Genomic DNA, 26,941 nt, shown 5'->3' with positions numbered 1-26,941 from the left:
CTGGGATGGTCATGGGGGTTCTGCGACAATTGCCGAATTCCCGAACCCGCTCCCCCTTTATGAAAAACGCGACCCCGACGATCCGCGATGTGGCAACGGCAGCCGGTGTATCCGTCGCGACCGTATCGAAATACGTCAACGGGACCAAGCGCTTCTCGCCGGAAGTGGAGTCCCGCTTGAAGACGACGATCGAAAAGCTGGGCTACCAGACGAGTCCCCTTGCACGGTCGATGATTACGGGGCGCACGCGCACGATCGGCCTCGCGGTTCTGGATATCAGCAACCCGCACTTCGCGAGTGTCGTGAAAGGGGCCAACCGGGTCGCACTCGCGCACGACTACACGCTGCTGCTCGTCGATACCGAAGAGGATCCGGCTCGCGAGCGCCTGCTGATCGAGGCGCTCGCACAGCGCGTCGACGGATTGATCATCAGTTCGCGTCTTTCCGAGCAGGACGCCGGCTGGATGCTGGACTTGAAGAAGCCGGTCGTGATGTTGCGTCATCTCGACGAGCTGGCGATCCCGACGGTCGGTATCGACAACCGCCTGGCAACCTACATGCTGGCCCGGCATCTTCTCGACCTCGGGCATCGGAAAATCGCCTACCTCGGGTTCGGGCAGGCATCGATCGATCCCGAGCGCGTGCGCGGCGCGAGCGAATGCCTGGCGGAGGCAGGGTTGACGCTCGACGTGTACGACGCGCACGCTCCGACGTCCGTCGCCGGCGAGCAGGCCTGCTCGCGGATTCTGCTGGGCCCGCGGCGCCCGCAGGCGGTGATCTGCTACAACGACCTGATTGCGCTGGGATTCATGAAAGGCGCGAAGGCGCTGGGATTTCAGTTGCCGCGAGACCTTGCCGTGACCGGCATCGACAACGCACCCTATGGCGAATATTCGGAGCCCGCTCTGACAACGGTGGACACTCAGAGCGAAAAGATGGGCGAGCTGGCGACGCGCAAGGTGTTCGAAGCGCTGTCCGGACAGAACGATGCGGTGCGCCTGATGCTCGAACCGCGCCTGGTCGTCCGGGACTCCACGTCGAACCGTCTGCTGCCCTGATTGCTACGGGAGCGTTGTGCCGGCCCGGCACGCGTACAGCGCGTGGGCACGTAGCGGATAAACGATTACCCATTACGGGCGTAGTGGGAATTTCACTTCACAACGATAGATTAATTTCTAGGCGTTAACACGAACTAGCCAAAGAAAGATTGCCCATCTACTCTTGGATAAACGTTTTCCCAATCGACCGGCAAGCCATGAGCGAAGCACGGGACCGATAGTCAGCAAGGGGTGGGGCCGCAAGGGCGGCGCGTCAGGCGACGTCGTCGCATTGGCTTGCGGTGCACGCGCTATCGGACGCGTTGCGCCGGCAAGATGTCTTCGCTCCTCGAAGCGCTTTCATTGATTCGTTTTGGCGACGTCAAACAACCTCCGCGTTGATTGACGGCGGACGCGTGCGCCCATCCGTAGCCGTTGGGAATGCCGGTCTGACGTCGAAGCGATGATATGAATAAGCACTGCAAAATATTGACAAGAACGGGCGTGCGAAATCGTCCATAGAGAAAAAAGGAGCGGGACATGGGAACTTCGATCAAGAGATCAGGCGTTTGTCTGGCGGCGGGATTGACCGTGCTGTTGAGCGGATGTGGCGGGAGCAGCGATAGCAGCCCCACGGCATCGTCTCCGACGCCATCCGGCAACGCATCGCCGTGGATGGATACGTCATTGCGGCCCGAGCAGCGTGCTGCGTTGCTGGTGGCGGCGATGGCATTGCCCGACAAGGAGGAGCAGTTGGTCGGCGGACCGGGCGTGGTTGCCGAGCTTCCGCAGTGCTTTGGTGCGCGCCATATTCCCGGGATTTCGAAGTACCACATTCCCACGCTTCGCATCACTAACGGACCGGTCGGGATCGGACAGAACGACTGCGTTCCCACAGGATCTGCATCGAGCGGGGCCGCGGCGCTGACGAGCGCCGAATCGGCGAAGGCGACCGCGCTGCCGTCGGCCATCGCGGTGGCGGCATCGTTCGATCACGCCGTCGCGACGCAGTTCGGCGACGTGATCGGCAAGGAAGGGGCGAACCTCGCGCTTCACGTGTTCGAAGCGCCGGGCATGAACCTCGCGCGCCTGCCGGTCGGCGGCCGAAACTTCGAGTACATGGGCGAGGATCCGTATCTCACCGGCACGATGGGCGTCGCCGAAATCCAGGCGGTGCAGTCGCACGGGATTATCGCGATGGCGAAGCATCTCGTGGCCAACGAGCAGGAAACGAACCGCATGACCATCTCGGAAAACGTCGACGACCGGACGTTGCACGAGCTCTACATGCTGCCGTTCGAAATGGCGGTCAAGGACGGGCAGGTCGGCGCCGTCATGTGTTCGTACAACTCCGTCAACGGATTCTCGATGTGCGAGAACAAGCATATCCTGACCGACGTCCTGCGCGGGCAATGGGGTTTCAACGGCTACGTGCAGTCCGACTTCTTCGCCGCGCACAGCACGGCGGCAACGATGCTCGCGGGGCTGGACAACGAAATGCCGGGCGTGATCATCCCCGGTGTCGCGACCTGGTGGACACCGGACAAGCTGAATGCCGCGCTTGCCTCGGGCGCCATCAAGACGTCGGATATCGATACGGCGCTGGCGCGCCGATATACGCAGATGTTCAAGGCCGGTATCTTCGATCGTCCCCTCGTCCAGACGCCGATCGATACCGTTGCCGACGGTGCCGCGGCGAAGGCGATCGGTGAGCAGTCCGCGGTGCTTTTGCAGAACGACGGAACGCTGCCGTTGAGCAAGGGTGTGCAGAATGTCGTGATCGTCGGCAAGGCGTCGCAGGTGTACGCGCAGCAAGCGGTTGCGGGCGGGAGCAGCGTGGGCAACCCGATGGGTTCCGGCGGCGGAAGTTCGGACGTCGTGGCGCTCTATACCGTTTCGCCGCTGCAAGGGATGCGCGACGTGCTGCAGAGTCTCGGCAATACGACGGCGAAGGTCCATCTGGTTCTCGTCGACGATACGAACACCAACGCGACGATCGACGGTGCGGCTTCGACGTTCGCGGCTGCGCAGACCTTGATGGGCAGCGCCGACGCCGTGGTGGTGATGGCCGGCTCGATTTCCGAAGAGGGCGCGGATCAGACGACGTTTACCGATGCGTCCGGCCTGGCTCTCGACGCCGGAAAATATCTCAACACGCTGGACTGGTACGGGCCGAAGGCCAGCTCGCTGACGACGACCAGCACCGTCAAGAGCAGCAATACGCTTGCGATGATCCAGAGCGTCGTTGCCGCGAACAGGAAGACCGTGCTCGTGCTCAAGGACAGTGCGGTCGAGGCCATCGATCCGACGCTGCTCAAAGGGGGCGCGTCCGCGCCGGCCGCCATACTCGAAGCATGGTTCCCGGGGCAGGAGGACGGGCACATCGTCGCGGACCTGTTGTTTGGCGTGACGAATCCGTCCGGCAAATTGCCGGTGACGTTCCCGCAGGTCGGTCAGGGTTTCATGGATTCGATCAGCGCAACGCAGTACCCGGGTGTCTCGGTCAACGGGGTGCCGACGGTGACGTATACCGAAGGGCTCAACATGGGCTATCGCTGGTACGACGCGATGAGCAAGAGCCCGGCGTTCGAATTCGGGTTCGGGCTTTCCTATACGACGTTCAGGATCCAGAACGCAGCGGTTTCGTCGGGAAGCAACGGGACGTACAACGTCACCGCGTCGGTTACCAATACGGGGAAGGTTGCAGGGGCGGAAGTCGTGCAGGTCTACGTTGGCTTGCCGGCTTCATCGGGCGAGCCGCCGAAGCGTCTCGTCGGATTCCGGAAGGTGGCGTTGAATCCGGGCGCGTCGCAGTCCGTGACGATCAACGTCGATCCGGGTGCGAATAATCATCCGTTGAGCACCTGGGACAAGGATGCGCAGCAGTGGTCGCCCGCCAGCGGGACGACAACCGTGTACGTCGGCAATTCGTCGCGGAGCTTGAGCACTGCCGGCACCATCGCGCAATAGCGACTGCCCTGGCACCGGCGGGGCGCTGTTTGAAAAAACACGCCGGCCGGTGCGATGCGCTTATCTCGGAGCCGTCGTTCAGTTCGAAGGCCGGCATTGCGCTTGGCGGCCAGACATTCGACGGGGGCCAGGATGGAAAGCCGGTCGGGATCGCGGATGGGGAAACCGTGATCCCGTCCAAACACGACGAACCGAGCGGACGACCGCACCTCGCGTTCTATCCCTCCGTCATCAGCGCATTGACACGATGCGCCAGATTGCGCAGGCCGATGGTGGCGAACGATGGATCGACATGCCCGAAGAACCCGGTCCTTCGCGGCTCGGGATCGATCAGAAAGTTTCGTTCGTGAGTGGACCATCGCGACCGGGGCAGCATGCTTTCCGGCGATACGACCTCGAACGTCGTGCCGATCGCGATATACAGGTCGTCATCGGACATTTCGAGCTGCATGCGGTGCAGCTTCATGTATTCGGGGGCGGCCTCGTTGAAAAACACGACGCCCGGTTTGACGGCCTCGATCGCGCCGCATTGCGGGCAGGCCGTATCGAGACGGTAGTCCGCCCCTTCCTTGGGAAAGCGGAAGTCGCAGCAGGTGCAAAGCAGGGAATGCATGTCGCCGTGCAGGTGGGTGACGTGCAGTGCACCGGCGCGTTCGAGCATGTCGTCGATGTTTTGCGTGACGAGCCGGACGCGCTCCTTGCCCCAGGTGTTCTGCCATTCCGCGAGGATCGTGTGCGCTTCGTTCGGGCGTGCATCGTGTTTCTCGGCGATGCGCTCGTTATAGAAACGAAAGACTGCCTCGCGGTTTTTCCGCCAGGTCAGAAAGTTGCAGACCTCGTCGAGGCTTTCCTGGGTCCAGACGCCGTTTCCGGTACGGAACGTCGAAATCCCGCTTTCCGCGGATAGCCCAGCGCCGGAAAAGACGTACAGGCGAGGCAGACGGTCATGAGGTGCGGACGACATCGTTCAGTCTCCGGCGGGAAAGGATTCGGGCGCTGAGTCAGGCGCGGACGTTGCGAGTCCGTCTGCAACGCCATTGCGACGGCGCCGGGATGTGCAGGTCATTTTCGTCACGGGTATGCGGTCCATGGTGGGGGCGGGGGCGTCGTTCCACGACTGTCGTCGAATGGCGCCCGACGGTCTTTGCGTGAGCGTTCGTGGTGCCGCAGCGTAGCACGCTGACTGCCTCGCTCGTTCGTGCCCCGACGTGAGCGCGCAGAGGCATGGGGCCCGACGCCCATTTCGCGTGTCACGTCGATTCGGTGCCGTCGCGCGCGGCCGCGCCGACACGTCGGGGCCTGCGTTCACGCACGCGCCGTAGCACGGCTCGACAAGCTCGACGCCCGCACGCTGCAGCCGGCCGCGCAACGGATGGTCGACTATCTGGCGAGCCGGGCCGCGGTGTCGGCTCCGGACAACGGGGCTTGAGGGCGGGGCATCGGACGTTTCCCGATCACGGGATTTGCCATCGTCGAGCCGTCGATTCCGTCGCTCGCCAACCTGAATTTCCGCGCACGGCGGCGCATAATATTCGGATGTCGACCCTTGGCAGGAAGAGGGTTCTATGCACTGCACACTCTGCGGGTCCGAGAATCCTCCCGGTGCGAAAGTGTGCCAGGAATGCCAGGCCGTGCTGTCCCGCACGTGCCCGCAGTGTGGACACGAGACGGCGCCCGCAGCCCGCTTCTGCAGCAATTGCGGCGCGCCGCTCGCCACCCCTGCCGCCGCGCAGCCAGGGTCCCGGCCATCGGCGCCGTCGCCGTCGCCCACCCCCGTTCATTACACGCCCGATCATCTTGCCGAGCGCATCCGTGCCGAACACGCGGCGATGGAAGCGCGCGGCGAGCCGGCCGGCGAGCGCAAGACGGTTACCGCGCTGTTCGCCGACATGGCCGGTTCGACCGCGTTGATCCACGATCTCGATCCCGAAGTGGCGCATCGCCTGATCGTGCCGGTGATCGAGCTGATGATGGAAGCGGTCCACTACTACGAGGGGTACGTCGCCAAATCGCTCGGCGATGGCATTCTCGCGCTGTTCGGCGCACCGATCGCTCACGAAGACCATGCGCAGCGCGCGCTTTTCGCTGCATTGCGCATGCAGCAGGCGATGCGACAGCATGGCGACCGCATTCGTCTGCAGGAAGGCATTCCGCTGCAGATTCGCGTCGGCGTGCATACCGGCGAGGTCGTCGTCCGTTCGATCCGCACCGACGACTTGCACACCGATTACGATCCGCTCGGACATACGATCCACATCGCGTCGCGGATCGAGGGTATCGCCACGCCCACGTCGATTCTCGTCAGCGAGTCCACCCACAAGCTGGCCGAAGGCTATTTCGAGTTCAACGCGCTGGGCGCCACGCAACTCAAGGGCATTCCCGCGCCGCTATGCGTGTACGAGGTGCTTGGGCTGGGTGCGCTGCGCACGCGCTTGCAGCTGGCGGCGCACCGCGGTCTCGCGCGGTTTGTCGGTCGCGAAACCGAAATGGAGCATCTGAACCGGGCGCTGGAAACCATGAGGACCGGGCAGGGTCGCGTGGTCGGCGTGGTGGGCGAGGCCGGGGTCGGAAAATCGCGCCTTTTCCATGAGTTCAAAGAGCGCTCACGGCGCGGTGCGCTGGTGCTGGAGACGTTTTCGGTATCGCACGGCAAGGCGTTTTCCAATTTGCCGCTCATCGAACTCCTGAAGAATTATTTTCAGATCACGACGCAGGACGACGAGCGGCGCTGCCGGGAAAAGGTCATCGGCAAGGCGCTCGCGCTCGAGCGCAGTTTCGAGGATCTCGTGCCGTATGTCCTCTATCTGCTTGGTATCGGCGAAGGCGGACCGGTACTCGTCGAGATGGATCCGCAGATCCGGCGCGACCGTACCTTCGATGCGATCCGGCAACTGCTCGTGCGCGAGAGCCACAACCAGCCGGTCCATCTGCTGTTCGAGGATCTGCAATGGCTGGACCACGAGACAGAGGCGTTCCTCACCTATCTGATCGACCACGTGCCGGGCGCACGCATCCTGCTTCTGGTGAACTACCGGCCCGAGTATCGGCCTGCGTGGACGCGCGCGGCGCACTGGAGCAAGATCCGGCTCGAACCGCTCGGTCCCGCCGATGCGCGCGGACTGCTCGCGGCGCTGCTCGGCGACGATCGCACGCTCGTGCCGCTGAAGCAGCTCATTCTGGAGAAGACGGAAGGCAATCCGTTTTTCATGGAGGAAGTGGTCCAGACGCTGGTCGAGGAGAAGTCGCTGCTCGGCGAGGCCGGGCGTTATCGCATCGTGGAGACCCCGGCGACGCTGCACATTCCCACTACCGTGCAGGGCGTGCTGGCTGCCCGGATCGACCGGCTTCCCGTCGAGGAGAAGGAACTGCTGCAGGCCCTCGCGGTGATCGGCCACGAGTTCCCGTTCAGCCTGATCCGGCGCATTTGCGGTGAGGAGCCGGCGCGGGACGACGCACTGCGTCGGCTGCTCGCCCATCTGGAAGCCGCGGAGTTCATCTACGAGCGGCCGGCCTTTCCCGAGGTCAATTATTCGTTCAAACACGCACTGACGCAGGAGGTGGCCGGGCGCTCGTTGCTCACGGAGCGGCGTACCGCGCTGCACGAGCGTGCCGCGCAGGCGATCGAGGTGCTGTTCCCGACGCGCATCGCCGATTACTGCAGCGAACTTGCGCACCACTACAGTCAGAGCGGCAACGTGCCGAAGGCCGTCGAATACCTGCATCGCGCGGCGCAGCAGGCGCTGCGCCATGCCGCCCATCACGATGCAATGAATCACCTCGGCGCGGCGCTTGCGTTGCTGAAGGGCTTGCCCGACACCCCGATGCGTGCGCAGTGGGAACTGACGCTGTTGCTGTCCCTCGGGCCGGTCCTGATGGATGTGCGCGGGTATGGCGCGACGGAGGTGGGCGCGACCTACACGCGCGCGCTCGCGTTGTGCGAGCGCACGGGAGAAGCATCGCAGCGCTTTGCGACGCAGCTGGGCTTGCGGATGCACCACGTGGTGCGCGGCGAGTATGCGCTCGCGACCGACCTGGGCAAGCAGATGCTCGGCACGGCCCGCGATGCGAACGATCCGGGCTTCCTCATCGAGGCCCATAGCGCGCTGGGATCGTGCTTCTTTTTGCAGGGCGATTTCGACGCGGCGCGTACGCATCTGGAGCAGGCGCTTGCGATCTACGATCCGGAGCAGCACCAGGCGCACGTCTTCGCACATGGCGTAGATCCCGGCATTCGGGCGCTCAGTTTCCTGGTGTTGACCCTGTGGTTCCAGGGCTATGCCGACCAGGCGCTCAAACGGAGCGTCGACGTGCTCGCCCTGGCACAGGCGCTCGCCTATGGGCCGTCTCTGGCGTTCGGTCTGACCTACACCGCGCACCTGCATCAACTGCGGGGGGAGCCGACGCTGGCCGCTGAGCGCGCGGAAGCGGTCATCGCGGTATCGACCGAGCACGGCTTGCCGTACTGGCTCGCGTGCGGAACGCTGTTTCGCGGTTGGGCGATGAGCGCGCAAGGCAACCTCGAGGACGGCATCGCGCAGATGCGGCAGGGGCTCGACGCACATCGGGCAGCCGGCGGCGAAGACCAGCGGCCTTATTTCCTCGCGTTGATCGCCGACAGCTACTGGCGCGCGGGCGACGAGAAGGCCGCACGCGGCATGCTGGACGAGGCCATGGCGATCGTCGAGCAATCGGGCGAGCATTGCTACGAGGCCGAGCTGTACCGGCTCACGGGCAACTGTCTGGCCGCACGGGTGAGCGAGGCGGGGGCGCCGGTTGCATGCGATGACGAAGCCGTCGACTGTTTTCACCGGGCGATCGCACGCGCGCGCAGGCAGGGCGCCAGAGCGCTGGAATTGCGGGCGGTGTCGGACCTCGCTCGGCTATTGCAGCGGCAGGGGAAGGCCGTGGACGCGAAGCAGGCGCTGTCCGGGGTGCTCGCCTCTTTCACGGAAGGCTTCGCGACGAGCGATCTGCGAGCGGCGCAAGCGTTGCTGGATGCCTGGGACGCACGCGCAGGATGAACGGAACGACGACGCACGGCGCCGGATCGCGTGACGACGTGCGTTCGATGACCTGTTGCTGCTCCGCGTGACGGAGCGTCGAGGAGACGGGCATGGCAACCACGCACGCAAGGCGCCGCAACGATGTCCCGCGCAAACCGATCGCACTCGCGTTGCAGGGGGGCGGGATGCATGGCGCCTTCACCTGGGGCGTGCTCGACCGGTTGCTCGAGGACGGCAGGCTCACGATCGAAGGCGTCAGCGCGACCAGCGCCGGCGCGATGAACGCCGCGGTACTCGCATACGGGCTGGAGAAGGGCGGCGAGGACGGTGCGCGTCAGGCGCTGCACGACTTCTGGCAGGCGGTCGCGCGCTCGGCGGAGCGCTACAACCCGTTGCGCTGGGTGCCGTGGCTGAAGGGCACGCACAGCTTCGGCCTCGATCATTCGCCGCTTTACGCGTTCACCGACATGATGCTGCGCGTCTTTTCGCCCTATCAGTTCAATCCGAACAACCTGAATCCGTTGCGCGAAGTGCTCGAAAGCCAGGTTGATTTCGATGCGTTGCGCAAGCACTGTCCGATCCGGTTGTACCTGTGCGCCACCAACGTCGAGACGGGGAAAATACGGCTCTTCACGGGAGAGGACGTCAGCGCCGACGCGGTACTTGCGTCGGCCTGCGTGCCGACACTGTTCCAGGCGGTCACGATCGACGGCGAGTACTACTGGGATGGCGGCTACATGGGTAATCCGGCCATCTATCCGCTGATCTACAACTGCGCGACGCGCGACGTCGTGATCGTGCACATCAATCCGCTCGTGCGCCGCGGTTTGCCGATCACGGCCGCGGAAATCCTCAACCGGATCAGCGAGATCAGCTTCAACTCGTCGCTGATGCGCGAGATGCGCGCCATCGCGTTCGTCACCGACCTGATCCAGCAGGGCAAGATCCAGCGCGGCGACATGAAGGAAATGCTGATCCATTCGATTCGCGCCGACGACGCGCTGAGCGCGTTGAGCGTATCGAGCAAGTACAACGCGGATTGGGGATTTCTGAGCGAGCTGCGCGACCACGGACGACGCGAAGCGGATGCATGGCTCGCGCATCATTACGGCAACATCGGACAGCGCTCGAGTATCGACGTTCGCAGGGAGTTTCTCTGAGCGCATCGCAGTCATGTCGGCACGGGGCTCATGTACGGGCGCCCCGGGCGAAGGAGCGAACGTGAACCGGACGCAGGCGCGGTTCGTTGCGTTGTGGTCGTGCAGCGGCGGGACCCATGCCGAGGAGGTTTATCGCATGCTGGCGCGTTCCTATACGGCGCCGGCGCGCCATTACCATACGCTCGTGCATGTCCGGCGCTGTCTGCGTCAGCTCGACCTGGCGCGCGACGTGATTCCGGAACCGGATGCCGTCGAACTCGCACTCTGGTTCCACGACGTGATTTTCGTTCCCGGTGCGAAAGACAACGAACAGCGTAGTGCGGACTGGTTCCGGCGTCAGGCAGACGGGCGAATCCGCGCGTGCGAGCGCATTTGCGCGATGATTCTCGCGACGACCCACGTGGGTATCGCCGAGGAACCGGACACCCGCTTCGTGTGCGATATCGATCTGGCGGTGCTGGGCGCTGCGCGCAGCCGATTTCGCGAGGACGGCCGGCGTCTGCGGGCAGAGCGCCCCGATCTCGACGACCGGGCTTACGACCTGCATGAACGGACGATTTTGCGCGGGCTGGTCCTGCGCCCGCGCATCTATCTGACGGATTTCTTCTACACGCGCTGCGAAAGGCAGGCGCGCAGGAATTTGAACTGGCGGCTGGGTTTGGCGGTTCCGGCGTAGCGACGGCAAGTGGCTGCGCCACGCTTCGGACATGCCGCACGGCGGTGACGATTGCCAATTAGCGCGCTTCCCCGGTGGCGAAGCGGTTCGACGCATCCATGTGGAACTGGACGAAATGTCGTCGATTATTTTCGATGCGTCGCATCGTAATCAAATGAAACTGGCGCATCGACATTCCGGATACGTATCCGGATCAGGCACAATAGAGACGGAATCGGTGGTCTGAAAAAGGCGCACGCTCGCGTGTGCCGAATCAAGCACGGCGGGAGAGCCCGCTATTCCTCGAAACAGAGGACGGAAAATCGTCTGTCTGGTCGTCGCGTTATCCGATATTTATTCGCCCCGGTCGTTTCAACGATGCAATCCGCACGAGATACGGAAGGATTGCCGCTGCTGTTGCATCGACGAGGTGGAGGCGTGCCGGGTTGACGGGGCGCGGCGACCGGCGGCGGGGTTCGACAGCCGTCATGCAGATGTCCGGTTTCGACGAATCAGGCATCGTCACCCGTTTCGAATTGACCTGTTCGAAGGGTAAATGCCACCGCGGTTATTTCAATTACATGGAGAAAAGAATGAAGAGGATCTTGATCGGACTGGTTGCGCTTGCCATGTCCGCCACCGGGTTTGCCAAGGAATGGACAACGATTCGCATTGGCGTCGACCCGTCCTATCCTCCGTTCGAATACAAGAAACCGTCCGGTGAATTGACCGGCTTCGGCGTGGACCTCGGCAATGAAGTGTGCAAGCGCCTCAATGCGAAATGCGTGTGGGTCGAAAATGCGTTCGACGGCATGATTCCCGGCCTGAAGGCGCGGAAGTTCGACGCGATCCTGTCGTCGATGTCGATGACGCCCGCGCGCTTGAAGCAAATCGATTTTTCGAACAAGACGGCACACGCCCCGACGTTTCTTGTCGCGAAAAAGGGCTCGGGTATCCAGCCGACACCGGCATCGCTCAACGGTAAAACCGTGGGCGTGCTGCAAGGCTCGATGCAGGAGACGTATGCGAAGGCGCATTGGGAAGGTACCGGCGCGCGCATCCAGTCGTATCAGAACCAGGATCAGGTGTATGCCGACCTGGTCAACGGCCGGCTCGACGCCGCGTTGCAAAACGGCGTGCAAGCATCGCGCGGCTTCCTGAATACGCCGCAAGGCAAGGACTACGCGTTTGCGGGCGGCGAGCTGAGTGATCCGAAGATTTTCGGGCCGGGCCAGGGCATCGGCATTCGCAAGGAAGACACGGACCTGAAGGACAAGATCAACACGGCGCTTGCCGCGATTCGCGCCGACGGGACGTATGAAAAAATCGCCGGTCGTTATTTCAATTTCGACATCTACGGCAATTGAGTGCGTGCGCGCCCTGCCTGCTGCATGGGGTGATGGGCGCGTGATATATCCGGCGCGGTGGAACGCAGCGGTGCCCGAGATATAAACAGCGGTTCCGGGTCTTCGATCAGTCGTTATGTATGACCGGGTTGAAGTTCAGTCGCGCATGCTGTCGAAACCGGTTCGATTGATCGCGCCGTGAATTATAAAATTATGGAATGCGAATTGTGTGATGGAGAAGATCCATCATGGCGACACGCCGGACGTGCCCGATTTCTCCAGTCCTTGCGGTCTTCTTGCGTGGTCTTGTTAGCGACGCCGATCTGCCGCCCCTCTCCCGACTGAACCCTTTCCGATTCACTCACGGAAATGTCTCCGAATGCCTGGAAATTCCAGGATTGTTCAGTTCGCTCCGCTTGCGTTGTCGGGATCGAACGAATCGCCTATTCATTGCGCGCGGATCGGAAGCGGCACTTTTTTCTATTCGCTGAAGCGATTTTGGCAAAAATTACCTGTTCTGATCGTGTTTATGCCATTTCGATGAAATGACTGAAAGTTGTAGAGGAAGTATTCGTAACCATTGGTAATCGCGTTGACTGTCAGACGAATTCGCAGATACTATCCTTTCGCGCAATTGCAATTGCCTAATATGCAAATATTCCCGATTCAGGAACGATTGTCCGGGAGTGGTCGGTCAATATTTCGCATATCGACGCTTGAAGTGCGCGTTTACCGGTAAGCCGCGTCGAACGCTGAATTGCGCACGGTGGATTGCTGCCGAAGTGCGCCAGACGCTGTCGTGGGCGTGTGCATCCCATTCTGGAATTTGGAATACTGACTTAGGAGTCCGACATGATTAAAGCAAAATTTGCCACTCGTCGTCGTCAACTGCGTCGCCAGCTCGGCCAGGGGATGACCGAATACATCATCATCGTTGCGTTGATCGCGGTCGCGGCGATTGGTGTCTATGCGGCGTTCGGCAAGACGATCCGCAATCAGACCGCGGGCCTCGCGCTCGAAATGGCGGGCGATTCGAACTCGAAGAATGCGATCCAGAACGCAGACACCGCCGCGCAAACGGCCAGCAGCAAGGCCAACACGGGCAAGACCCTGAAGAATTACAACGACGGCAATACGAGCGACGGCAATTAAGCCGACTGATCCGGACCGGGACGGAACATGCGCGTCGGTATCACGCTACGCGAACGGCAGCGCGGCCAGGCGCTACCGTTCGCGCTGATCTTCCTTGCAGTCGGCGCCGCCGCGTTGTATCTCGCATTCAACGCGGCGCAACTCACGCATGCGAAGACCAAGCTGCAGGACACCGCCGACGCGGCGGCCTACAGTGTCGGCGTGCTGCAGGCGCGCGATCTCAATTTCGCCGCGTATACGAACCGGGCGATGATCGCCAATCAGGTCGCGGTCGCGCAAATGGTGAGCCTCAAGTCGTGGGTCGACGAGATGCAGGGCACCTATCAGATGGGTGACCACTGGTTCGACGAATTCATCGAGGTGACCGCGGCGAATTCGGTCGGCTGGACCGGCCCGAAGGCCACCGGCGGCCCGATCATGGACGGGGCGAAGTCCGTGATCGACTCGATGGCGGGTGTCGCGGCGTCCGGCATCGACGGATTGATCCGGATTCTCAGCACGGAGCAGCGCGCGTATCACGCGTCGATGCTGGTCCAGATGCCGATGGTCGCGGACGAGATCGCGCAGGCGAACGAGCCGCATACGCATGCGACCAAATCCTATTTCCTGACGCGCGGCGCGGTGAGCCTCGCGTCGATGATGAAGTTCGCGTCGGAGCAGACGCCGGCCGGCAAGACCGGCTCGGACCGGTTTGCCGACGTGGTGACGAACAAGACGACGCTCGACGATTTCGTGCCGTCGCGCAGCGGCACGCGATTGCCGTCGGTACTGCCGTTCAGCACGGTGCTCGAATGTCCGGGCGCGAGCATGCTGATCGCGTATCACACGCATGCGGGCGGCACGCAACTGCGTCCCGACAAGCAAGGGTGGGAAGGGCTCGACGCGACCGACGTGAATGGCGGCTGGTTCTGTTACTTCGAGGTCGCCGTCGCTGGCGGCCCGATCGTCGGCGAGGCGGGGAGCGGCGGCGCGGCGACGGGGCCCGGCGGCACGTATTCGGGCACGGTCGGCTATGGCGGCTACAAGGATTTCGGCGGTGCGATGACCGACCCGGGGACGATGTTCGCGGCGCGGGCGCAACGCGGCGCCGGCCCGGGGGCGTCGCTGTCGACGCCGGGCGGGTTGCAGCCGTATCTCGAGCTGAACCGGTTGCCGACACCCGGAGACGGCCCGGACTTCAACCGTGCGCCCGCGATCGCCGTCGAAGTGCAGCGCAATTCGACATCGATCGGGACGACGAACCAGCTCGGCATCGCGAAGGGCGAACTCGCGGTGGACGATGCGACCGCGCAGGGGCAGATGCGCGCGATCGCGAGTGCGAGCGCGTATTTCATTCGACCCGACGATCCGGGCGGCGCGACGGCGGGCGGGTTGCTGAATCTCGCGCATTGGCGGCGCAGCGACAAGCGCTGGGAATATCCGAGCCTGTTCAATCCGTACTGGCAATCGTCGCTCGTTGCGACCAACACCGCGGCCGTGGTGGCTGCCGACGCCGCGCAAGCAACGGGGGCGCCATGAGGATCAGGCACGCATGCCCGTGGGCCGGCCGGGCCGGCACCGCGCAGGCGGGACAGGCGATGGTCGAGATTCTCGTGATCGGCGGCGGCGTGCTGCTGGCCGCGTTTCTCGCGCTGAGCATGCTCGGGCATCTGAGCGACGCGCGCGACCGCGCGCTGATGGGTTCGCGCTACGCGGCGTGGGAACGCACCGTGTATCTGGACGATTCGGGGTGGCACGCGCCCGGCGGCGCCGCGACCAAGACCGACACGCAGATCCGCAGTGAAATGGCGCAGCGCGTGCTGGGCCACGGCACGCGGCTGACCGGTGCGGACGGTGCGCGCGGCGCGCTGAGCTCGACGCCGGAACCGATGTGGCGCGATGTCGCCGGCCGCGACATGTTGCGCAGCTATGACGACATCGCGGTGTCCCATGTGGCGGGCACGACCGGTACGGCGGTCGACAAGTCGATGAGCATGCTGGACACGCTGAGCGACATCGGCGCCGGCTTCGATCTGCCGGTCAAGAACCAGGAAAACGCGCGCGTGTCGGTGCGCCTCGCATACGACAACCCGACGCTGTCGTCGCTGTGGCCGTCGTGGCAGGGGCTCACGTTCAGCGACAACACGGCGATCCTGACCAATGGCTGGACCGCCGACGGCAGCGATCACGCGAAGACGTTGATCGCCGGTGCGGTGCCGACGGCGAAGGGCGACCTGATCGGCGTCGGGCTCGACGCGTTCGCGCCGCTCGGCTCGGACATCCTGGGGCTGAAGCTCGGCAAGATCGAACCGGACGTCGTGCCGCAGGATCGACTGGGAGGGCGATGATGGCGCGTGACGACATCCTGCGCGCCGGCGTACTGGCGGCGGCCTTCGTGATCGGCGCGGCGTGGGCTGCGTCCGCGCGGGCCGACGATTGCGACGACATGCCGGTGCATGCGAGCAAGGTCGCGTGGGCCGGCCAGGACCTGATCATCAACGGCGTGCCGACCCGGGCCGCCATGCTGACGTTCGATGCGCCGACCTCGCGCATCGTCGACGAATTCAACGCCTATTGGGCAAGTCGCAGCGCGCCGACCCACGCATTCGTCGGTCGGACCCGGACGCTGCTGAGCGCGGTGACGCAGGACTGCAGCTACACGCTGCAGATCCCGACCGGCGATCGCGTGCCGACGACCGGCCTGTTCAGCGCGATGCGCGTCGACACGAAGGTGTCCGCGCCGCGCGTGCTCGGCACCGATCGTTATCCGCTGCCGCCGGGCCGCGTCGATCTCGACGTGACGAGTCACGACGCGAACAGCCAGGCGCGCACGCTGCAGATGACGCTGCCCGACGCGTCCGAATCGCATGCGGCCGAAGCATATGCGGCCCGGCTTGCCGAGGCCGGCTGGCGGAGGCTCGCGCAGGGGCCGGCGCCGCAGCGCGGTGGCGCGAGTGCGGCGGGGCATGCATTCGCGATGCAGAAAAACGATATCCAGCTCGACGCGTCGTTCATCTCGGGCGGCACGACGACCAAGGCGGTGATCAATGTCGCGACGCACGACTGACCCGAAGCGCCGCGGCCGGCAGCGCGGGCAGGCTTACACGGAGTACGTGGTGATCGTGTTGCTGGTCGTGGTCGTGCTGCTCGCCGGCGACGGCTCGGTCATCACGATGCTGCTGCACGCATTCAAGTCGTTCTACTCGGCCTTCTCGTTTGCGCTGTCGCTTCCCTGATCCATCAATGACTCATTCCAGATAATGCTCAAGCGAATCAAGATTCAGACGCTGCTCAACAATCCGTGGGTGCTGCTCGGCGTCGCGGTCGTTGCCGCGGGTCTGCTGACGTTGTGGATCTACTGGTTTCTGTCCGGACGGGAAGCCGCGATGCGCGAATCGATGATGGCGTCGATGAACGCGCAGCGGCACGTGGCGGTGCTGGTGCCCGTGACCGACATGAAGGCGGGCGCGGCGATCACGTCGGCCGGCTTTGCCGCGCGCGAAGTACCGATCGACTACGTGTACGACGACACGATCCGCGCGAGCGAGTTCGACACGATCGCGAACCAGACCCTCGTGCGTCCGGTTCGGCACGGCACGCCGGTGCGTCGCGCGGATGTGTCCGCGCTGCAGGCGCGTGATTTCAGCGACATGCTGAAGCCGGGCATGCGCGCGTTGACGATCGACATCGATGCGACCAATTCGGCGGACAACATGCTGAAGCCGGGCAACCACATCGACCTGTTCCTGATCGGCAAACCGTCGCCGAACAAGATGAAAGGCCAGATGCCCGGCGCCGATGCCGAGTCGGCGCGCCTGTTCCTGAGCGATCTGGTCGTGCTCGCGACCGGCCAGGACGTGCGGCCGCGCGACTACGGCGAGGAAATGTCGCAGGGCGACGGCGCACAGCAGCCGTCGGGCTACGCGAGCGTGACGCTGCAGGTCACGCCGGAGCAGGCCGGCAAGGTCGCGCTCGCGCAGAAGATCGGCAGCTTGCGCGCAGTGCTGCGCAACCGCGAGGACAAGAACGTCACGCCCCCGGTGAACGTGATGCAGGCGTCGTTGTTCGGCGACGGCGCGGGCGCGGACGGCATTCAGTACATCGTCGGCGGATCGAACGAGACGAGCGTGTCGACGCGCCCCGGTCTCGATCTGCATGGGCTGCAGGATGCGGTCGCCGGCGCGAATCAGGCACAGGCGTCCGCCGTGCAGAAGGTCGCGAAGATGACCGACGCGCAAACGCGCGTGATGTCGCAGATCCAGTCGATGATGTCCGGGGCAGGACAGCGCCAGTAGTCGCCGCCGGGGCTTCCGCATGATTACAAATCGAGAAAACACGAAACGAATGGTTTCGATAATGAAAACACGTCTTAGCAGGTTGTCGAGCGTCGTCTTCAGCGTGCTCATCGTCGTTGCGTACGCAACTATTGACGAATCGGCTTCGGCCCAGCCGGCCCCGGATCCGGGTGCCGCGCAGCCGTCTGCGGCATCGGGCGTCGCGCCGCCGGTTGCGGCGTCCGCGGCGGTTGGTGCATCCGCCGTCGCGCCGGCGGGCGCGGCGCCGTCGCCCGCGCCTGTCGCGCTCGAACCGCAGCCTGCCGCGAGCGTGCCGCCGCCGGTGTCCGCGCCGCTTGCATCGCGCCGCACGCAGGCGCTGCGGCGCGGGGCCGCGTCGGTGCGCGGCGACACGCCGGACGGCGACGAAGCGGTCGTCGACTCGCAGGTGCCGTCGACGCTCTACATGTACAAGGGGCAGGTGAAGGTGATCCCGATCGAGGGCCGGGTGAAGCGCGTCGCGGTCGGCAACGGCGATCTGCTGAACGTATCCGTCGTCGATCATCAGTTGCTGCTGCTCGCCCAGGCGCCGGGCGATACCTCGCTCGTCGTGTGGCGCGATTCGGGCATCGCGCTGAAGACCAAGGTGTCGATCTCCGCACAGGACCGTGCGGCGACGTTGCTGCGCCTGCAGCGTTCGCTCGGCTTCGTCGAGGGGCTGCGGATCGATCCGGACGGCGGGCGCTTCATCGTGCGCGGCAACGTGCATCCGGAGCAGGCCGATCTCGTGAAGCAGGCGTTGGGCGGGTTGCCGGACGTCGTCAACCTGATCGAGACGGAAGATGGCTCGGCGCTGAAGAAGACCGTCCACTTCAAGATGAGCATCCTCGAAATTTCGAAATCCGCGGAGCGCAATCTGGGCATTGCGTGGGATCAGCAGATCAACGGCCCGCAGGCGTCGGTCGCCGGCAATGCGGTGCGCAGCGGCCGCTATCACGTGTTCCCGAGCACGCAGGGGGCGAGCTTCGATTCGGCGCCGAGTGCGAACGGCGGCGCGGTGGGTGGCGTGTTCCTCGGCATCGCGACCTCGATCTTTTCGAAGATCAACCTGCTGATGAACAACGGCGACGCGTATCTGCTCGCCGAGCCCGAGCTGAATTCGCGCAGCGGCGGCAAGGCGACGTTCCTGTCGGGCGGCGAGGTGCCGATTCCGGTGTCGGCCGGTTTCGGTGCGCAGGACGTGATCTACAAGGAGTATGGGATCCGGCTCGAGATCGCGCCGACCGTCGATACACGCAACATCGTGTCCGCGGATCTGTTGACCGAGATCAGCCAGATCGATCCGACGGTGCAGGTGCAGGGTTATCCGGCGTTCCTGACGCGGCGCACGACGTCGCAACTGTCGCTGCGGCCCGGCGAAACGCTGGCGATCGCGGGGCTGATCAATGCCGAGGCGTCGACGGCGATCGACAAGCTGCCGGCGCTCGGCGATATCCCGATCCTGGGTCATCTGTTCAAGTCGACCGATTTCCGCAACAACAAGAGCGACCTGGTCGTGCTGGTCACGCCGTACGTGGTCGATATCGCGAGCGATACCAATACCGACCTGCTGACGCGCGGGTCCGACATGCGTGCCGATTACGGTCAGGAATACGGTAACCCCAGCCCGCTGCCGGAGGCGAACGAGCGGCGCAGCGAAGCACTGCGCGAGGAAGAGCGGAAGCATCGCAACGACGAACCGCAGCCGAACGGAACGGCGCAGGGTAGCTTGCGCTGACGCGCGGCGGCGACGCGACAGTGAGTACGATCATGGACAATCTTCAACCCGTTCGCGTGCTGGTGCGCGGCCGCGACGGCCGCACGAACGAGTACACTTTCACCGCTGCCGCGACGATCGGCAAGGATCCGGCCTGCGCCATCGTCCTGAAGGGATTGCTGATCGGCAAGACCCAGGCGCGTCTCGAGCCGCGCAGCGGACACTGGTATATCGACGACTGCGGCGGTATCGCGTCGATGCTGGTCAATGGCGATCCGATCGTGTCGTACGGCCCGCTGACGCCGGCCGACCGGATCGAGATCGGTTCGTATCGATTGAGCTTCGAGTTCGAGCGGAGCGATCGCGGGTTGCGGCTCGTCGAGCGCGAGGCGCCGGATGCGCGCGACACGGCGGGCGCGGCAGCGCTTGCGCCGCCGGCGCAGCGCGCGCCGGCGCCGGAGCTGGAGCCGGCGGCGGCTATGCCCGCGGTCGCGCCGCAGCCGGCCGTTGCGTCGCCGGTTGCGGCGAGCGACGCGCACGAGATTGCCGAGACGAGGCGCAACGGCACCGACGGGCGCGTCGTGCCGGGTGTCGTCGCGACGCGGGCGGACCGGGTGCCTGCCGCGCCGGTTGCGTCTGCAACGATACCGGGCAAGCCGCCGTCGTCCGCGCATACGCACGTGCACGCGGAGTCGATGCCGGCCGTCGGCACGGAGCCGCCTTCCGCGCTGAATACGCCGGAGGGGATCGAGCTGCGCAAGACGGCCCATGCGCGCTTGATCGCGGCGATGGACCTGCGGCGCATCAACGTCGCGAGGATGGACGAGGCGGAGTTGTCGGAGACGGTCGGCGGCCTGCTGCGCTCGGTGCTGGCGGGCGATCCGATCTTCCGGTCGCCGCACATCTCGCAGGACGACCTGTACAAGAGCATTTTCGACGAAGTGATCGGTCTCGGCCCGCTGGAATCGTTGCTGGCCGACGAGACGATCACCGAAATCATGGTCAACCGCTACAACGAGATCTTCATCGAGCGGGAGGGCCGCCTGAGCCGTTCGTCGACGATCTTCACCGACGACCAGGCGGTGCTCGGCGCGATCGAGCGGATCGTCGCGCCGCTCGGCCGGCGCATCGACGAAAGCTCGCCGATGGTCGACGCACGGCTGAAGGACGGCTCGCGCGTGAATGCGGTGATTCCGCCGCTCGCGCTGAAAGGGCCGAACATCACGATCCGGAAATTCTCGAAGCGCAAGCTGCAGGGCGTCGACCTGGTGCGCTTCGGCTCGCTGTCGGACAACATGCTGGCCTTCCTGCAGGTCGCCGTCGAGCGTCGCGCGAACATCGTGATTTCGGGCGGCACCGGCTCGGGCAAGACGACCTTGCTCAATATCCTGTCGAACTTCATTCCGGATAACGAACGCATCGTGACCGTCGAGGACGCAGCCGAACTTCAGCTGTCGCAAAGCAACCTGGTGTCGCTCGAGGCGCGGCCGGCGAACATGGAGGGCAAGGGCGCGGTCAGCATCCGCGAGCTGGTGAGGAACACGCTGCGGATGCGGCCGGACCGGATCGTCGTCGGCGAATGCCGCGGCGGCGAAGCGCTCGACATGCTGCAGGCGATGAATACCGGCCACGACGGATCGCTCACGACCGCGCACGCGAATTCGCCGCGCGATTGCCTGTCCCGTCTCGAAGTGATGACGCTGATGGCCGGGCTCGACCTGCCGGTCACGGCGATCCGCGAGCAGGTGGTGTCCGCGGTCGATCTGATCGTGCAGCAGACGCGCTTTTCCTGCGGCACGCGGCGCGTCACGCACGTCACCGAGGTGAGCGGCATGGAGTCCGGCACCGTGCAGATGCAGGACGTGTTCGTGTTCAGGCAGAACGGCTACGACGAAAACGGCCGCGTCCAGGGCACGTTTCATTCGACCGGCTACGTGCCCGACTTCTATCAGGACCTGCTGCGACGCGGCGTCGCGGTCGATACGTCGATCTTCGCGGAAACGCCGTCCGGGAGCTACCGATGAGCGCCGCGATCCTGCTCGTGCCGTCGTTCCTGCTGATCACGCTGCTGATGTGGGCCGTGTTCGTGTACGGGAAAGCATGGTTCATGCGGCGCTCCGCCCACGTGGCGGACGAAGTCGGCGCGAACCTGGCGGATCTGTTCATCTTCATCAACTCGCGGCAGATCACGATGCTGAGCGTGATCGTGATGCTCGCGCTGCCGGCGCTCGTCTACGCGGTCAGCGAGAATCTCGTGTTCGCGGTGATTGCCGTGCCGCTCAGCCTGCTCGCGCCGCGCCTGATCGTGCGCCGGATGCAGACCAAGCGGCTGTTCAACATCGAGCGGCAGTTGCCCGACACGCTGCTGATGGTCGCGAGCGCGCTGCGCGCCGGCGCGAGCTTTCCGATCGCGCTGGAGAGCGCGGTGCAGGAATCGAGCCCGCCGATCTCGCAGGAGTTCGCGCTGCTGATCCGCGAGATCCGTCTCGGCGTCGACATGGGCGACGCGCTCGAACACATGGAGAAGCGCATCCCGGTCCAGGATTTCCTGATGGCGACCGCGGCGATCTCGATCTCGCGCGAGGTGGGCGGCAACCTCGCGGAGACGCTCGAGACGGTCGCGCGCACGTTGCGCGAGAAGCAGCAGATGGAGGGCAAGATTCGCGCGCTGACCGCGCAGGGCAAGGCGCAGGGCTGGGTGATGACGGGGCTGCCGATCTTCCTGATCGCGGTGCTCGACCGGATGGAGCCCGTCGCGATGGCGCCGCTGTTCGACAAGCCGGTCGGCTGGGCCACGCTCGCGGTGATCGCCGTGATGGAGTTCCTCGGCTACAAGGCGATCGGCAAGATCACCAACATCGACGTATGAACCCATGACACTGATACTCGCTTTCATTCTGTCGCTCGGCCTGGTCGTGTTCCTCGGGCTGATCCTGCGCTCGCTCGGCACGCTCGGGCAGCGCGTGCCCGGCGAGGATCGCGAGTTCCTCGATCCGTTGAGCACGCCGTTGCGCGTGCTGTGGCCCGCCGTGCGCTTCGTCGAGTTTTACCTGGGGCGCTTCTATCCGAAGGCGCTCGTCACGCGCATCGAGCTGCAGCTGCAGCTGACCGGGCGCAGCTTCATGCTGTCGGCCACGCAGTTCATTTCGCTGTCGCTGGTCGGGATGACGATCGCCTTCGTCATCGCGCTGGTCGTCATGCATCTGCTCGGGTTCCAGGATGTCGGCATCGCGCTCGGGGTGGCCGCGATCGGTTTTTTCCTGCCGCGCATCTGGCTGCGCGACATCCGTGCGCGCACGGTCAAGCAGGCGACCAAGCACCTGCCGGTGTATCTCGACTTCCTGACGCTCAGTATCGAAGCCGGCCTGAACCTGAACGGCGCGCTCGAGCAGGCGGTCGCGAAAGGGCCGGCCGGGCCGCTGAAGCGCGAGTTCGAGCACGTGCTGCGCGATCTGAAATCCGGGCTCACGCGCGCGGAGGCAATGCGCCGGATGGATAACCGGCTGCAGATCAAGGAGGTGACGAACTTCGTCAGCGCGGTCGTGCAGGCCGAACGAATGGGCGGCGGGCTCGCGTCGACGCTGCGCTTCCAGGCCGAACAGCGGCGCAGCGAGCGTTTCCAGCGCGCGGAGAAGCAGGCGATGGAAGCGCCGGTGAAGCTGATCTTTCCGCTCGTGGTGTTCATCTTCCCGGTCACGTTCATCGTGCTGGGTTTTCCGATCGTGATGAAGTTTGTTCAGCAGGGGTTGCTGTGAGAAGCGCGCGCGTCGATGCGCCGTGGGGGACGCTCGCGCTGGATCTGCAGGTCGCGACGCGCATGGGCGAGCGGCTGAAGGGATGGATGGGGCGTCGCGGGATCGGCGCGCGCGACGCGCTGCTGATCCGGCCGTGCAGTTCGGTGCATACGTTCTTCATGGCGCAGCCGATCGACGTCGTGTTTCTCGATGCCCATGACGTCGTGCTCGCCGTGCATCCGGCCGTGCCGCCGCGCCGCGTGCGCGCGCATTGGCGCGCGGCGGCGACGCTCGAGCTGTGCGCGGGGCGGGGTGCACAGCTCCGGATCGTGCCGGGGCTCGCGCTCGACATCGTGAACCGCGGGGAGGAACCATGAACCGGAGAGGGCGCGCGCCGTCGCGCGCATTGCAACGTGGGCAGTCGGCGGTCGAATTCGCGATCGGGTTGCCGGTGCTGCTGCTGCTGTGCCTCGGCATCGTGCAGTTCGGGTTGCTGTACCAGGCGAAGAGCACCGTCAATTACGCCACGCTGATGGCCGCGCGCGCGGGGGCGGTGAACAACGGGCAGCGCAGCGCGATGCTCGATGGCTTCGCGCACGGGCTTGCACCGCTGTTCGCGCACTCGATCGGCCTCGCGCAGCAGCAGACGGCGGCGCTGTCGGCGCGCGCGGAGGCGCTGAACCCCGGCGTGACGACGCTGACGGTGCTGAATCCGCCGCCCTCGGCGCTCGCGGATTTCGGACGCAGTAATTATTACGCGGGCAAGACCGTGAAGGAAATACCGAACGACACGCTGATGTATCGGGACTCGCGTCCCGGCGCGTCGTCGGGGTTGTCGATTCAGGATGCGAACCTGCTCAAGATCAGCATGACGTATTGTTACGATCTTTACGTGCCGTTCGTGAATCATGTGATCTTCGCGCTGGTCAATGGAGTCAGCAACATCTACTCGACCGGGCAGACCGGCGGGACCGGGCTTGCCGCGAGCGCGAACGGCTGTTATGGCTATTCGTCGGTAACCGGCGGGTTCCGGATTCCGCTCGTGTCGGAAGCGATCGTGCGGATGCAGTCACCTTATCGGGGAGGGTAGCGCTTGCAACGGGTGTCGACGATGCGACGTGCGGTGGCGGGCGGGCTCGCGGCCGTGCTGACGGCGGGGACCGGTACCGGTGCGTGGGCCGGATCCACGGTGACCGTGAGCCGGGAAGCCGGTGTCGAGATCATCACGTCGAAGACCGTTCCGGCACCGTTGCCCGCGCTGCCGCGGGCGGGCGGCGGCGCGGCGGCGGGAAATGCGGGCAACCCGGGCGGCGCCGTGCGTCGCGGCGATGCGACGGCGACCGGCGCGACGACCCCGGACACAACGGCCCGGCACGCGTCTGCCGAGAACGCCACGGCCGCCAGCCCGACGGAGCCGGCGGTCGCTGCGCCGCACGTGTCGCGCGATGCCGCGTCGTCGGGTGTCGATCCGCTTGCCGATTCCATTCGCGGCGATCATCGGCTGCGGGCGGACCGGCTGACCGGCAACGCGACGCCGAACGAGGAAGCCGACAACCCGGCGCGCCGGATGGTGCAGGCGCGCGAGCGGACGGTTCAGGCGGACTTGAAGGACGCGCTGAAATCGTTCGACGACGCGAAGCGGAATGGCGCGGGCCGCTATCGGCTCGACCAGCTACAACAACGGATTCGCGGGGATCTCGACATGCTCGAGATGCTCGCGCGGAGCCAGCAAAACTAAGGAAGGGATGGACGTGACGGAGTCGAACAACAGGAGGATGCGCCGCATGGCCGGTGTGGCCGCGCTCGCAATGCTGACCGCACTGACGGTGTCGGGCTGTCATCGCAAGCAGCAGGAAACCGGCTCGACCCAGGGCGACAACGCGGCATCGGCACCTGCATCAGCACCCGCAGCGGCGCCTGCGTCGGCGCAGCAGGCGGCGCCCGTTGCCGCGACACCGGCCGAGATCGACGTGGCGGGGCTGACCGCGGGCGCGTTCGCGGTCGGCGCGAAAGACACGAGCTGGTTCCGGCTGCTCGACGGTGTGCCGGATTCGCCCGGCATCCAGGTCAACGACAATCCGTACACGCTGACGATCGCGCTGCCGGCGACCGCGACGATCACGTCGTTCGCGATGACGAGCAACGCGCTGCAGAAGATCACCGCGCATCACGTGAAGGTGGAGGCGTCGACGCAGGGCGCGAACGGCCCGTGGAGCACCGCGTACGACGCCGAATTCGCGAATGCGGCGACGGTCGGCCCCGGCGTGACGCAGCGCGCGCGGCTTGCGTCGCCGGTGTCGGCGAAGTGGTTGCGGCTCACCTTGTCGTCGCCGCAGGACGCCGCGCCGTACGGCATCGGTCTTGCGCGGTTCGCCGCGCTCGGCACGTTCGACGGCGCGCCGCAGGCGGTGCGGCAGATCGGTGGTCTCTATCATTTCCCGCTGCAGTTCGGCTCCAGCGGCTACGTGCTGCTGCAGCAGAGCGGCGCGTCCGTCAGCGGCTGCTATTTCGAGGCCGCGCACACGGGCGGCGACGACGTGAAGGTCGGGCAGGTGCTCGGCACGATCGTCGGCGGGATCGAGTCCGGCGGCTACCTGCGCTTCACCCGCAACGACGGGCAATCCGGCACGGGCACGCCCGGCGTGATGGTGTTCAGCCCGGACGCGCACGACGCATTTGCGATGCTGTTCAAGGGCGATGCCCATACGTTCGGCCAGGTCGACGAGTCGCCGGGCACGCGCATCGGCGCCAGCACGCTGACGTGCGAAGCGTCGGGGCAGCCGGATCCGCTTGCGGAGCAATTGCAGCAGACGGGGCGCGTGCAGTTGTACGGCGTGAACTTCGATCTCGATCAGGCGACGTTGCGCGCGGACGCGAAACCGATGCTCGACAAGGCGGCCGCGATCCTGAAGGCACATCCGGGCTGGAAAATCGAGGTTGGCGGGCACACGGATTCGAGCGGCGCCGCCGATCACAACGCGACGCTGTCGGAGGCGCGCGCGAAGGCGGTCGAGCAGTATCTCGTCGCGGCCGGCGTGCCGGCAGGCGATCTGGGTGCGAAGGGGTACGGCGCGACGCGGCCGTTGATGCCGAACGACACCGAGATCGGCCGCGCGCAGAACCGCCGCGTCGAACTGGTGAAGCAGTGACGCGCGCATGGGCCGCCGTCGGGCTGTATGCGATCGGCTGGTGCGCCGGCGTCGCGCCGGCGTATGCGGACGGGGTCGCGTACGTCGTTGGCGGCCGGACCAGCTGGGCGTCGCGCGGCGTGGCCTATACGGTCGGGTATGCGCATCCGGCATCGCGCGCGGCATGGCCCGCGCGGATGCCGGACGACGTCGCTGCCGACGCGACGCCGGGCGCCGCGCGCGGCGTCGTGCTGAGCGGTGCGGGGCTCGCCGTGCATCGCCGTGCCGTGCCGGCTGTCTGTGCGGGGTGCGGTTACGATGCGTTTGCGCCGCTGATCGGCGTCGCGGCGGCCGACGCGCAGGTCGACCCGGCGCTCGTCGCGGCGGTGATCGCGGTCGAGTCGGGGTTCAACGACCGCGCGCTTTCGCCGAAGGGCGCGCGCGGCCTGATGCAGCTGATGCCGTCGACGGCGCTCCGCTTCGGCGTGTCGGATGCGACCGATCCGGTGCAGAACGTCGTCGCGGGCACGCGTTACCTGGGCAGCCTGATTCGCCGGTTTTCCGGCAACGTGCCGTATGCGCTTGCCGCCTACAACGCGGGCGAGAAAGCGGTGACGACATACGGCGGGGTGCCGCCGTATGCCGAAACGCAGGCATACGTGCCGCAGGTGCTCGCACGCTATACGTATTTCCGGGCGCGCGGCGTCCAGGACACCGCCTATGTGGCGCCGCGCTGATCGCCGGGAT

23 protein-coding genes are annotated in these 26,941 nt (G+C 65.2%); 21 read left to right on the top strand and 2 right to left on the bottom strand.

Annotation, left to right across the window (positions count from 1 at the left end):
- Positions 1 to 59: 59 nt before the first annotated feature.
- Positions 60 to 1,058 (top strand): LacI family DNA-binding transcriptional regulator, encoded by a 999-nt coding sequence (locus BX604_RS27395; RefSeq protein ID WP_098553900.1) that lies wholly within the window; start codon positions 60 to 62, stop codon positions 1,056 to 1,058.
- Between the two features lie 290 nt (positions 1,059 to 1,348).
- On the opposite strand, the gene BX604_RS39780 is transcribed toward BX604_RS27395, so the two are convergent.
- Positions 1,349 to 2,008: a hypothetical protein gene (locus BX604_RS39780; RefSeq protein WP_257146438.1), complete on the bottom strand. Its 660-nt coding sequence runs from the start codon at positions 2,006 to 2,008 to the stop codon at positions 1,349 to 1,351.
- 4 nt (positions 2,009 to 2,012) lie between these two features.
- On the opposite strand from BX604_RS39780, the gene BX604_RS27390 reads away from it, so the two are divergent.
- Entirely contained in the window at positions 2,013 to 4,007 is a 1,995-nt protein-coding gene (locus BX604_RS27390) for a beta-glucosidase family protein (RefSeq protein WP_257146437.1), read from the top strand.
- A gap of 217 nt (positions 4,008 to 4,224) precedes the next feature.
- On the opposite strand, the gene BX604_RS27385 is transcribed toward BX604_RS27390, so the two are convergent.
- Positions 4,225 to 4,971 (bottom strand): SIR2 family NAD-dependent protein deacylase, encoded by a 747-nt coding sequence (locus BX604_RS27385; RefSeq protein ID WP_098553898.1) that lies wholly within the window; start codon positions 4,969 to 4,971, stop codon positions 4,225 to 4,227.
- 601 nt (positions 4,972 to 5,572) lie between these two features.
- Here BX604_RS27385 and BX604_RS27380 point away from each other — a divergent pair.
- The 19 genes from BX604_RS27380 to BX604_RS27290 all read left to right on the top strand — a co-directional run bounded on the left by BX604_RS27380 (position 5,573) and on the right by BX604_RS27290 (position 26,931).
- Positions 5,573 to 9,028: an adenylate/guanylate cyclase domain-containing protein gene (locus BX604_RS27380; protein WP_098553897.1), complete on the top strand. Its 3,456-nt coding sequence runs from the start codon at positions 5,573 to 5,575 to the stop codon at positions 9,026 to 9,028.
- Positions 9,029 to 9,120: 92 nt separating this feature from the next.
- On the top strand, positions 9,121 to 10,170 hold the full coding sequence (locus BX604_RS27375; protein ID WP_098553896.1) for a patatin-like phospholipase family protein: 1,050 nt from the start codon (positions 9,121 to 9,123) through the stop codon (positions 10,168 to 10,170).
- Between the two features lie 136 nt (positions 10,171 to 10,306).
- Positions 10,307 to 10,846 carry an HD domain-containing protein gene (locus BX604_RS27370; RefSeq protein ID WP_179894908.1) on the top strand — a complete coding sequence of 180 codons (540 nt, stop codon included), beginning with the start codon at positions 10,307 to 10,309 and terminating at the stop codon, positions 10,844 to 10,846.
- 572 nt (positions 10,847 to 11,418) lie between these two features.
- Positions 11,419 to 12,192 (top strand): ABC transporter substrate-binding protein, encoded by a 774-nt coding sequence (locus tag BX604_RS27365; RefSeq protein ID WP_098554080.1) that lies wholly within the window; start codon positions 11,419 to 11,421, stop codon positions 12,190 to 12,192.
- 831 nt (positions 12,193 to 13,023) lie between these two features.
- The gene (locus tag BX604_RS27360) at positions 13,024 to 13,323 is read left to right on the top strand and encodes a pilus assembly protein (protein WP_098553895.1); all 300 of its coding nucleotides are present in this window, start codon (positions 13,024 to 13,026) and stop codon (positions 13,321 to 13,323) included.
- A 27-nt stretch (positions 13,324 to 13,350) separates the two neighbouring features.
- Positions 13,351 to 14,841 carry a Tad domain-containing protein gene (locus BX604_RS27355; RefSeq protein ID WP_098553894.1) on the top strand — a complete coding sequence of 497 codons (1,491 nt, stop codon included), beginning with the start codon at positions 13,351 to 13,353 and terminating at the stop codon, positions 14,839 to 14,841.
- Positions 14,838 to 15,650 carry a hypothetical protein gene (locus tag BX604_RS27350; RefSeq protein WP_143748137.1) on the top strand — a complete coding sequence of 271 codons (813 nt, stop codon included), beginning with the start codon at positions 14,838 to 14,840 and terminating at the stop codon, positions 15,648 to 15,650. The genes BX604_RS27355 and BX604_RS27350 overlap by 4 nt, the downstream gene beginning before the upstream one ends.
- Positions 15,650 to 16,369 (top strand): hypothetical protein, encoded by a 720-nt coding sequence (locus tag BX604_RS27345; protein ID WP_098553892.1) that lies wholly within the window; start codon positions 15,650 to 15,652, stop codon positions 16,367 to 16,369. The genes BX604_RS27350 and BX604_RS27345 overlap by 1 nt, the downstream gene beginning before the upstream one ends.
- Positions 16,350 to 16,538, top strand: coding sequence for a hypothetical protein (locus BX604_RS27340; protein WP_098553891.1), 189 nt, complete (start codon positions 16,350 to 16,352; stop codon positions 16,536 to 16,538). Before BX604_RS27345 ends, BX604_RS27340 begins: the two co-directional genes overlap by 20 nt.
- Positions 16,539 to 16,562: 24 nt before the next feature.
- Positions 16,563 to 17,597 (top strand): Flp pilus assembly protein CpaB, encoded by a 1,035-nt coding sequence (gene cpaB / locus BX604_RS27335; RefSeq protein WP_098553890.1) that lies wholly within the window; start codon positions 16,563 to 16,565, stop codon positions 17,595 to 17,597.
- 61 nt (positions 17,598 to 17,658) lie between these two features.
- Positions 17,659 to 19,353, top strand: coding sequence for a type II and III secretion system protein family protein (locus BX604_RS27330; protein WP_179894899.1), 1,695 nt, complete (start codon positions 17,659 to 17,661; stop codon positions 19,351 to 19,353).
- Between the two features lie 32 nt (positions 19,354 to 19,385).
- Positions 19,386 to 21,356: an ATPase, T2SS/T4P/T4SS family gene (locus tag BX604_RS27325; protein ID WP_098553888.1), complete on the top strand. Its 1,971-nt coding sequence runs from the start codon at positions 19,386 to 19,388 to the stop codon at positions 21,354 to 21,356.
- Positions 21,353 to 22,201 (top strand): type II secretion system F family protein, encoded by an 849-nt coding sequence (locus BX604_RS27320; RefSeq protein ID WP_098553887.1) that lies wholly within the window; start codon positions 21,353 to 21,355, stop codon positions 22,199 to 22,201. Before BX604_RS27325 ends, BX604_RS27320 begins: the two co-directional genes overlap by 4 nt.
- Before the next feature lie 4 nt (positions 22,202 to 22,205).
- On the top strand, positions 22,206 to 23,087 hold the full coding sequence (locus BX604_RS27315; RefSeq protein ID WP_098553886.1) for a type II secretion system F family protein: 882 nt from the start codon (positions 22,206 to 22,208) through the stop codon (positions 23,085 to 23,087).
- Positions 23,084 to 23,443 carry a DUF192 domain-containing protein gene (locus tag BX604_RS27310; protein ID WP_098553885.1) on the top strand — a complete coding sequence of 120 codons (360 nt, stop codon included), beginning with the start codon at positions 23,084 to 23,086 and terminating at the stop codon, positions 23,441 to 23,443. The genes BX604_RS27315 and BX604_RS27310 overlap by 4 nt, the downstream gene beginning before the upstream one ends.
- Entirely contained in the window at positions 23,440 to 24,156 is a 717-nt protein-coding gene (locus BX604_RS27305) for a TadE/TadG family type IV pilus assembly protein (RefSeq protein WP_098553884.1), read from the top strand. The genes BX604_RS27310 and BX604_RS27305 overlap by 4 nt, the downstream gene beginning before the upstream one ends.
- Before the next feature lie 3 nt (positions 24,157 to 24,159).
- Positions 24,160 to 24,804, top strand: coding sequence for a hypothetical protein (locus BX604_RS27300; RefSeq protein ID WP_143748135.1), 645 nt, complete (start codon positions 24,160 to 24,162; stop codon positions 24,802 to 24,804).
- Positions 24,805 to 24,850: 46 nt separating this feature from the next.
- The gene (locus BX604_RS27295) at positions 24,851 to 26,215 is read left to right on the top strand and encodes an OmpA family protein (protein ID WP_179894898.1); all 1,365 of its coding nucleotides are present in this window, start codon (positions 24,851 to 24,853) and stop codon (positions 26,213 to 26,215) included.
- A complete protein-coding gene (locus BX604_RS27290; protein ID WP_244109080.1) occupies positions 26,212 to 26,931 on the top strand; it encodes a lytic transglycosylase domain-containing protein in 720 nt (239 codons plus the stop codon). The genes BX604_RS27295 and BX604_RS27290 overlap by 4 nt, the downstream gene beginning before the upstream one ends.
- Positions 26,932 to 26,941: the final 10 nt, after the last annotated feature.

Source organism: Burkholderia sp. JKS000303, assembly GCF_002563755.1.
GTDB classification, from domain to species: domain Bacteria; phylum Pseudomonadota; class Gammaproteobacteria; order Burkholderiales; family Burkholderiaceae; genus Burkholderia; species Burkholderia anthina_B.
The sequence above is the reverse complement of the archived record's forward strand: the minus strand, read 5'-3'. Positions and strand labels throughout refer to the sequence as shown.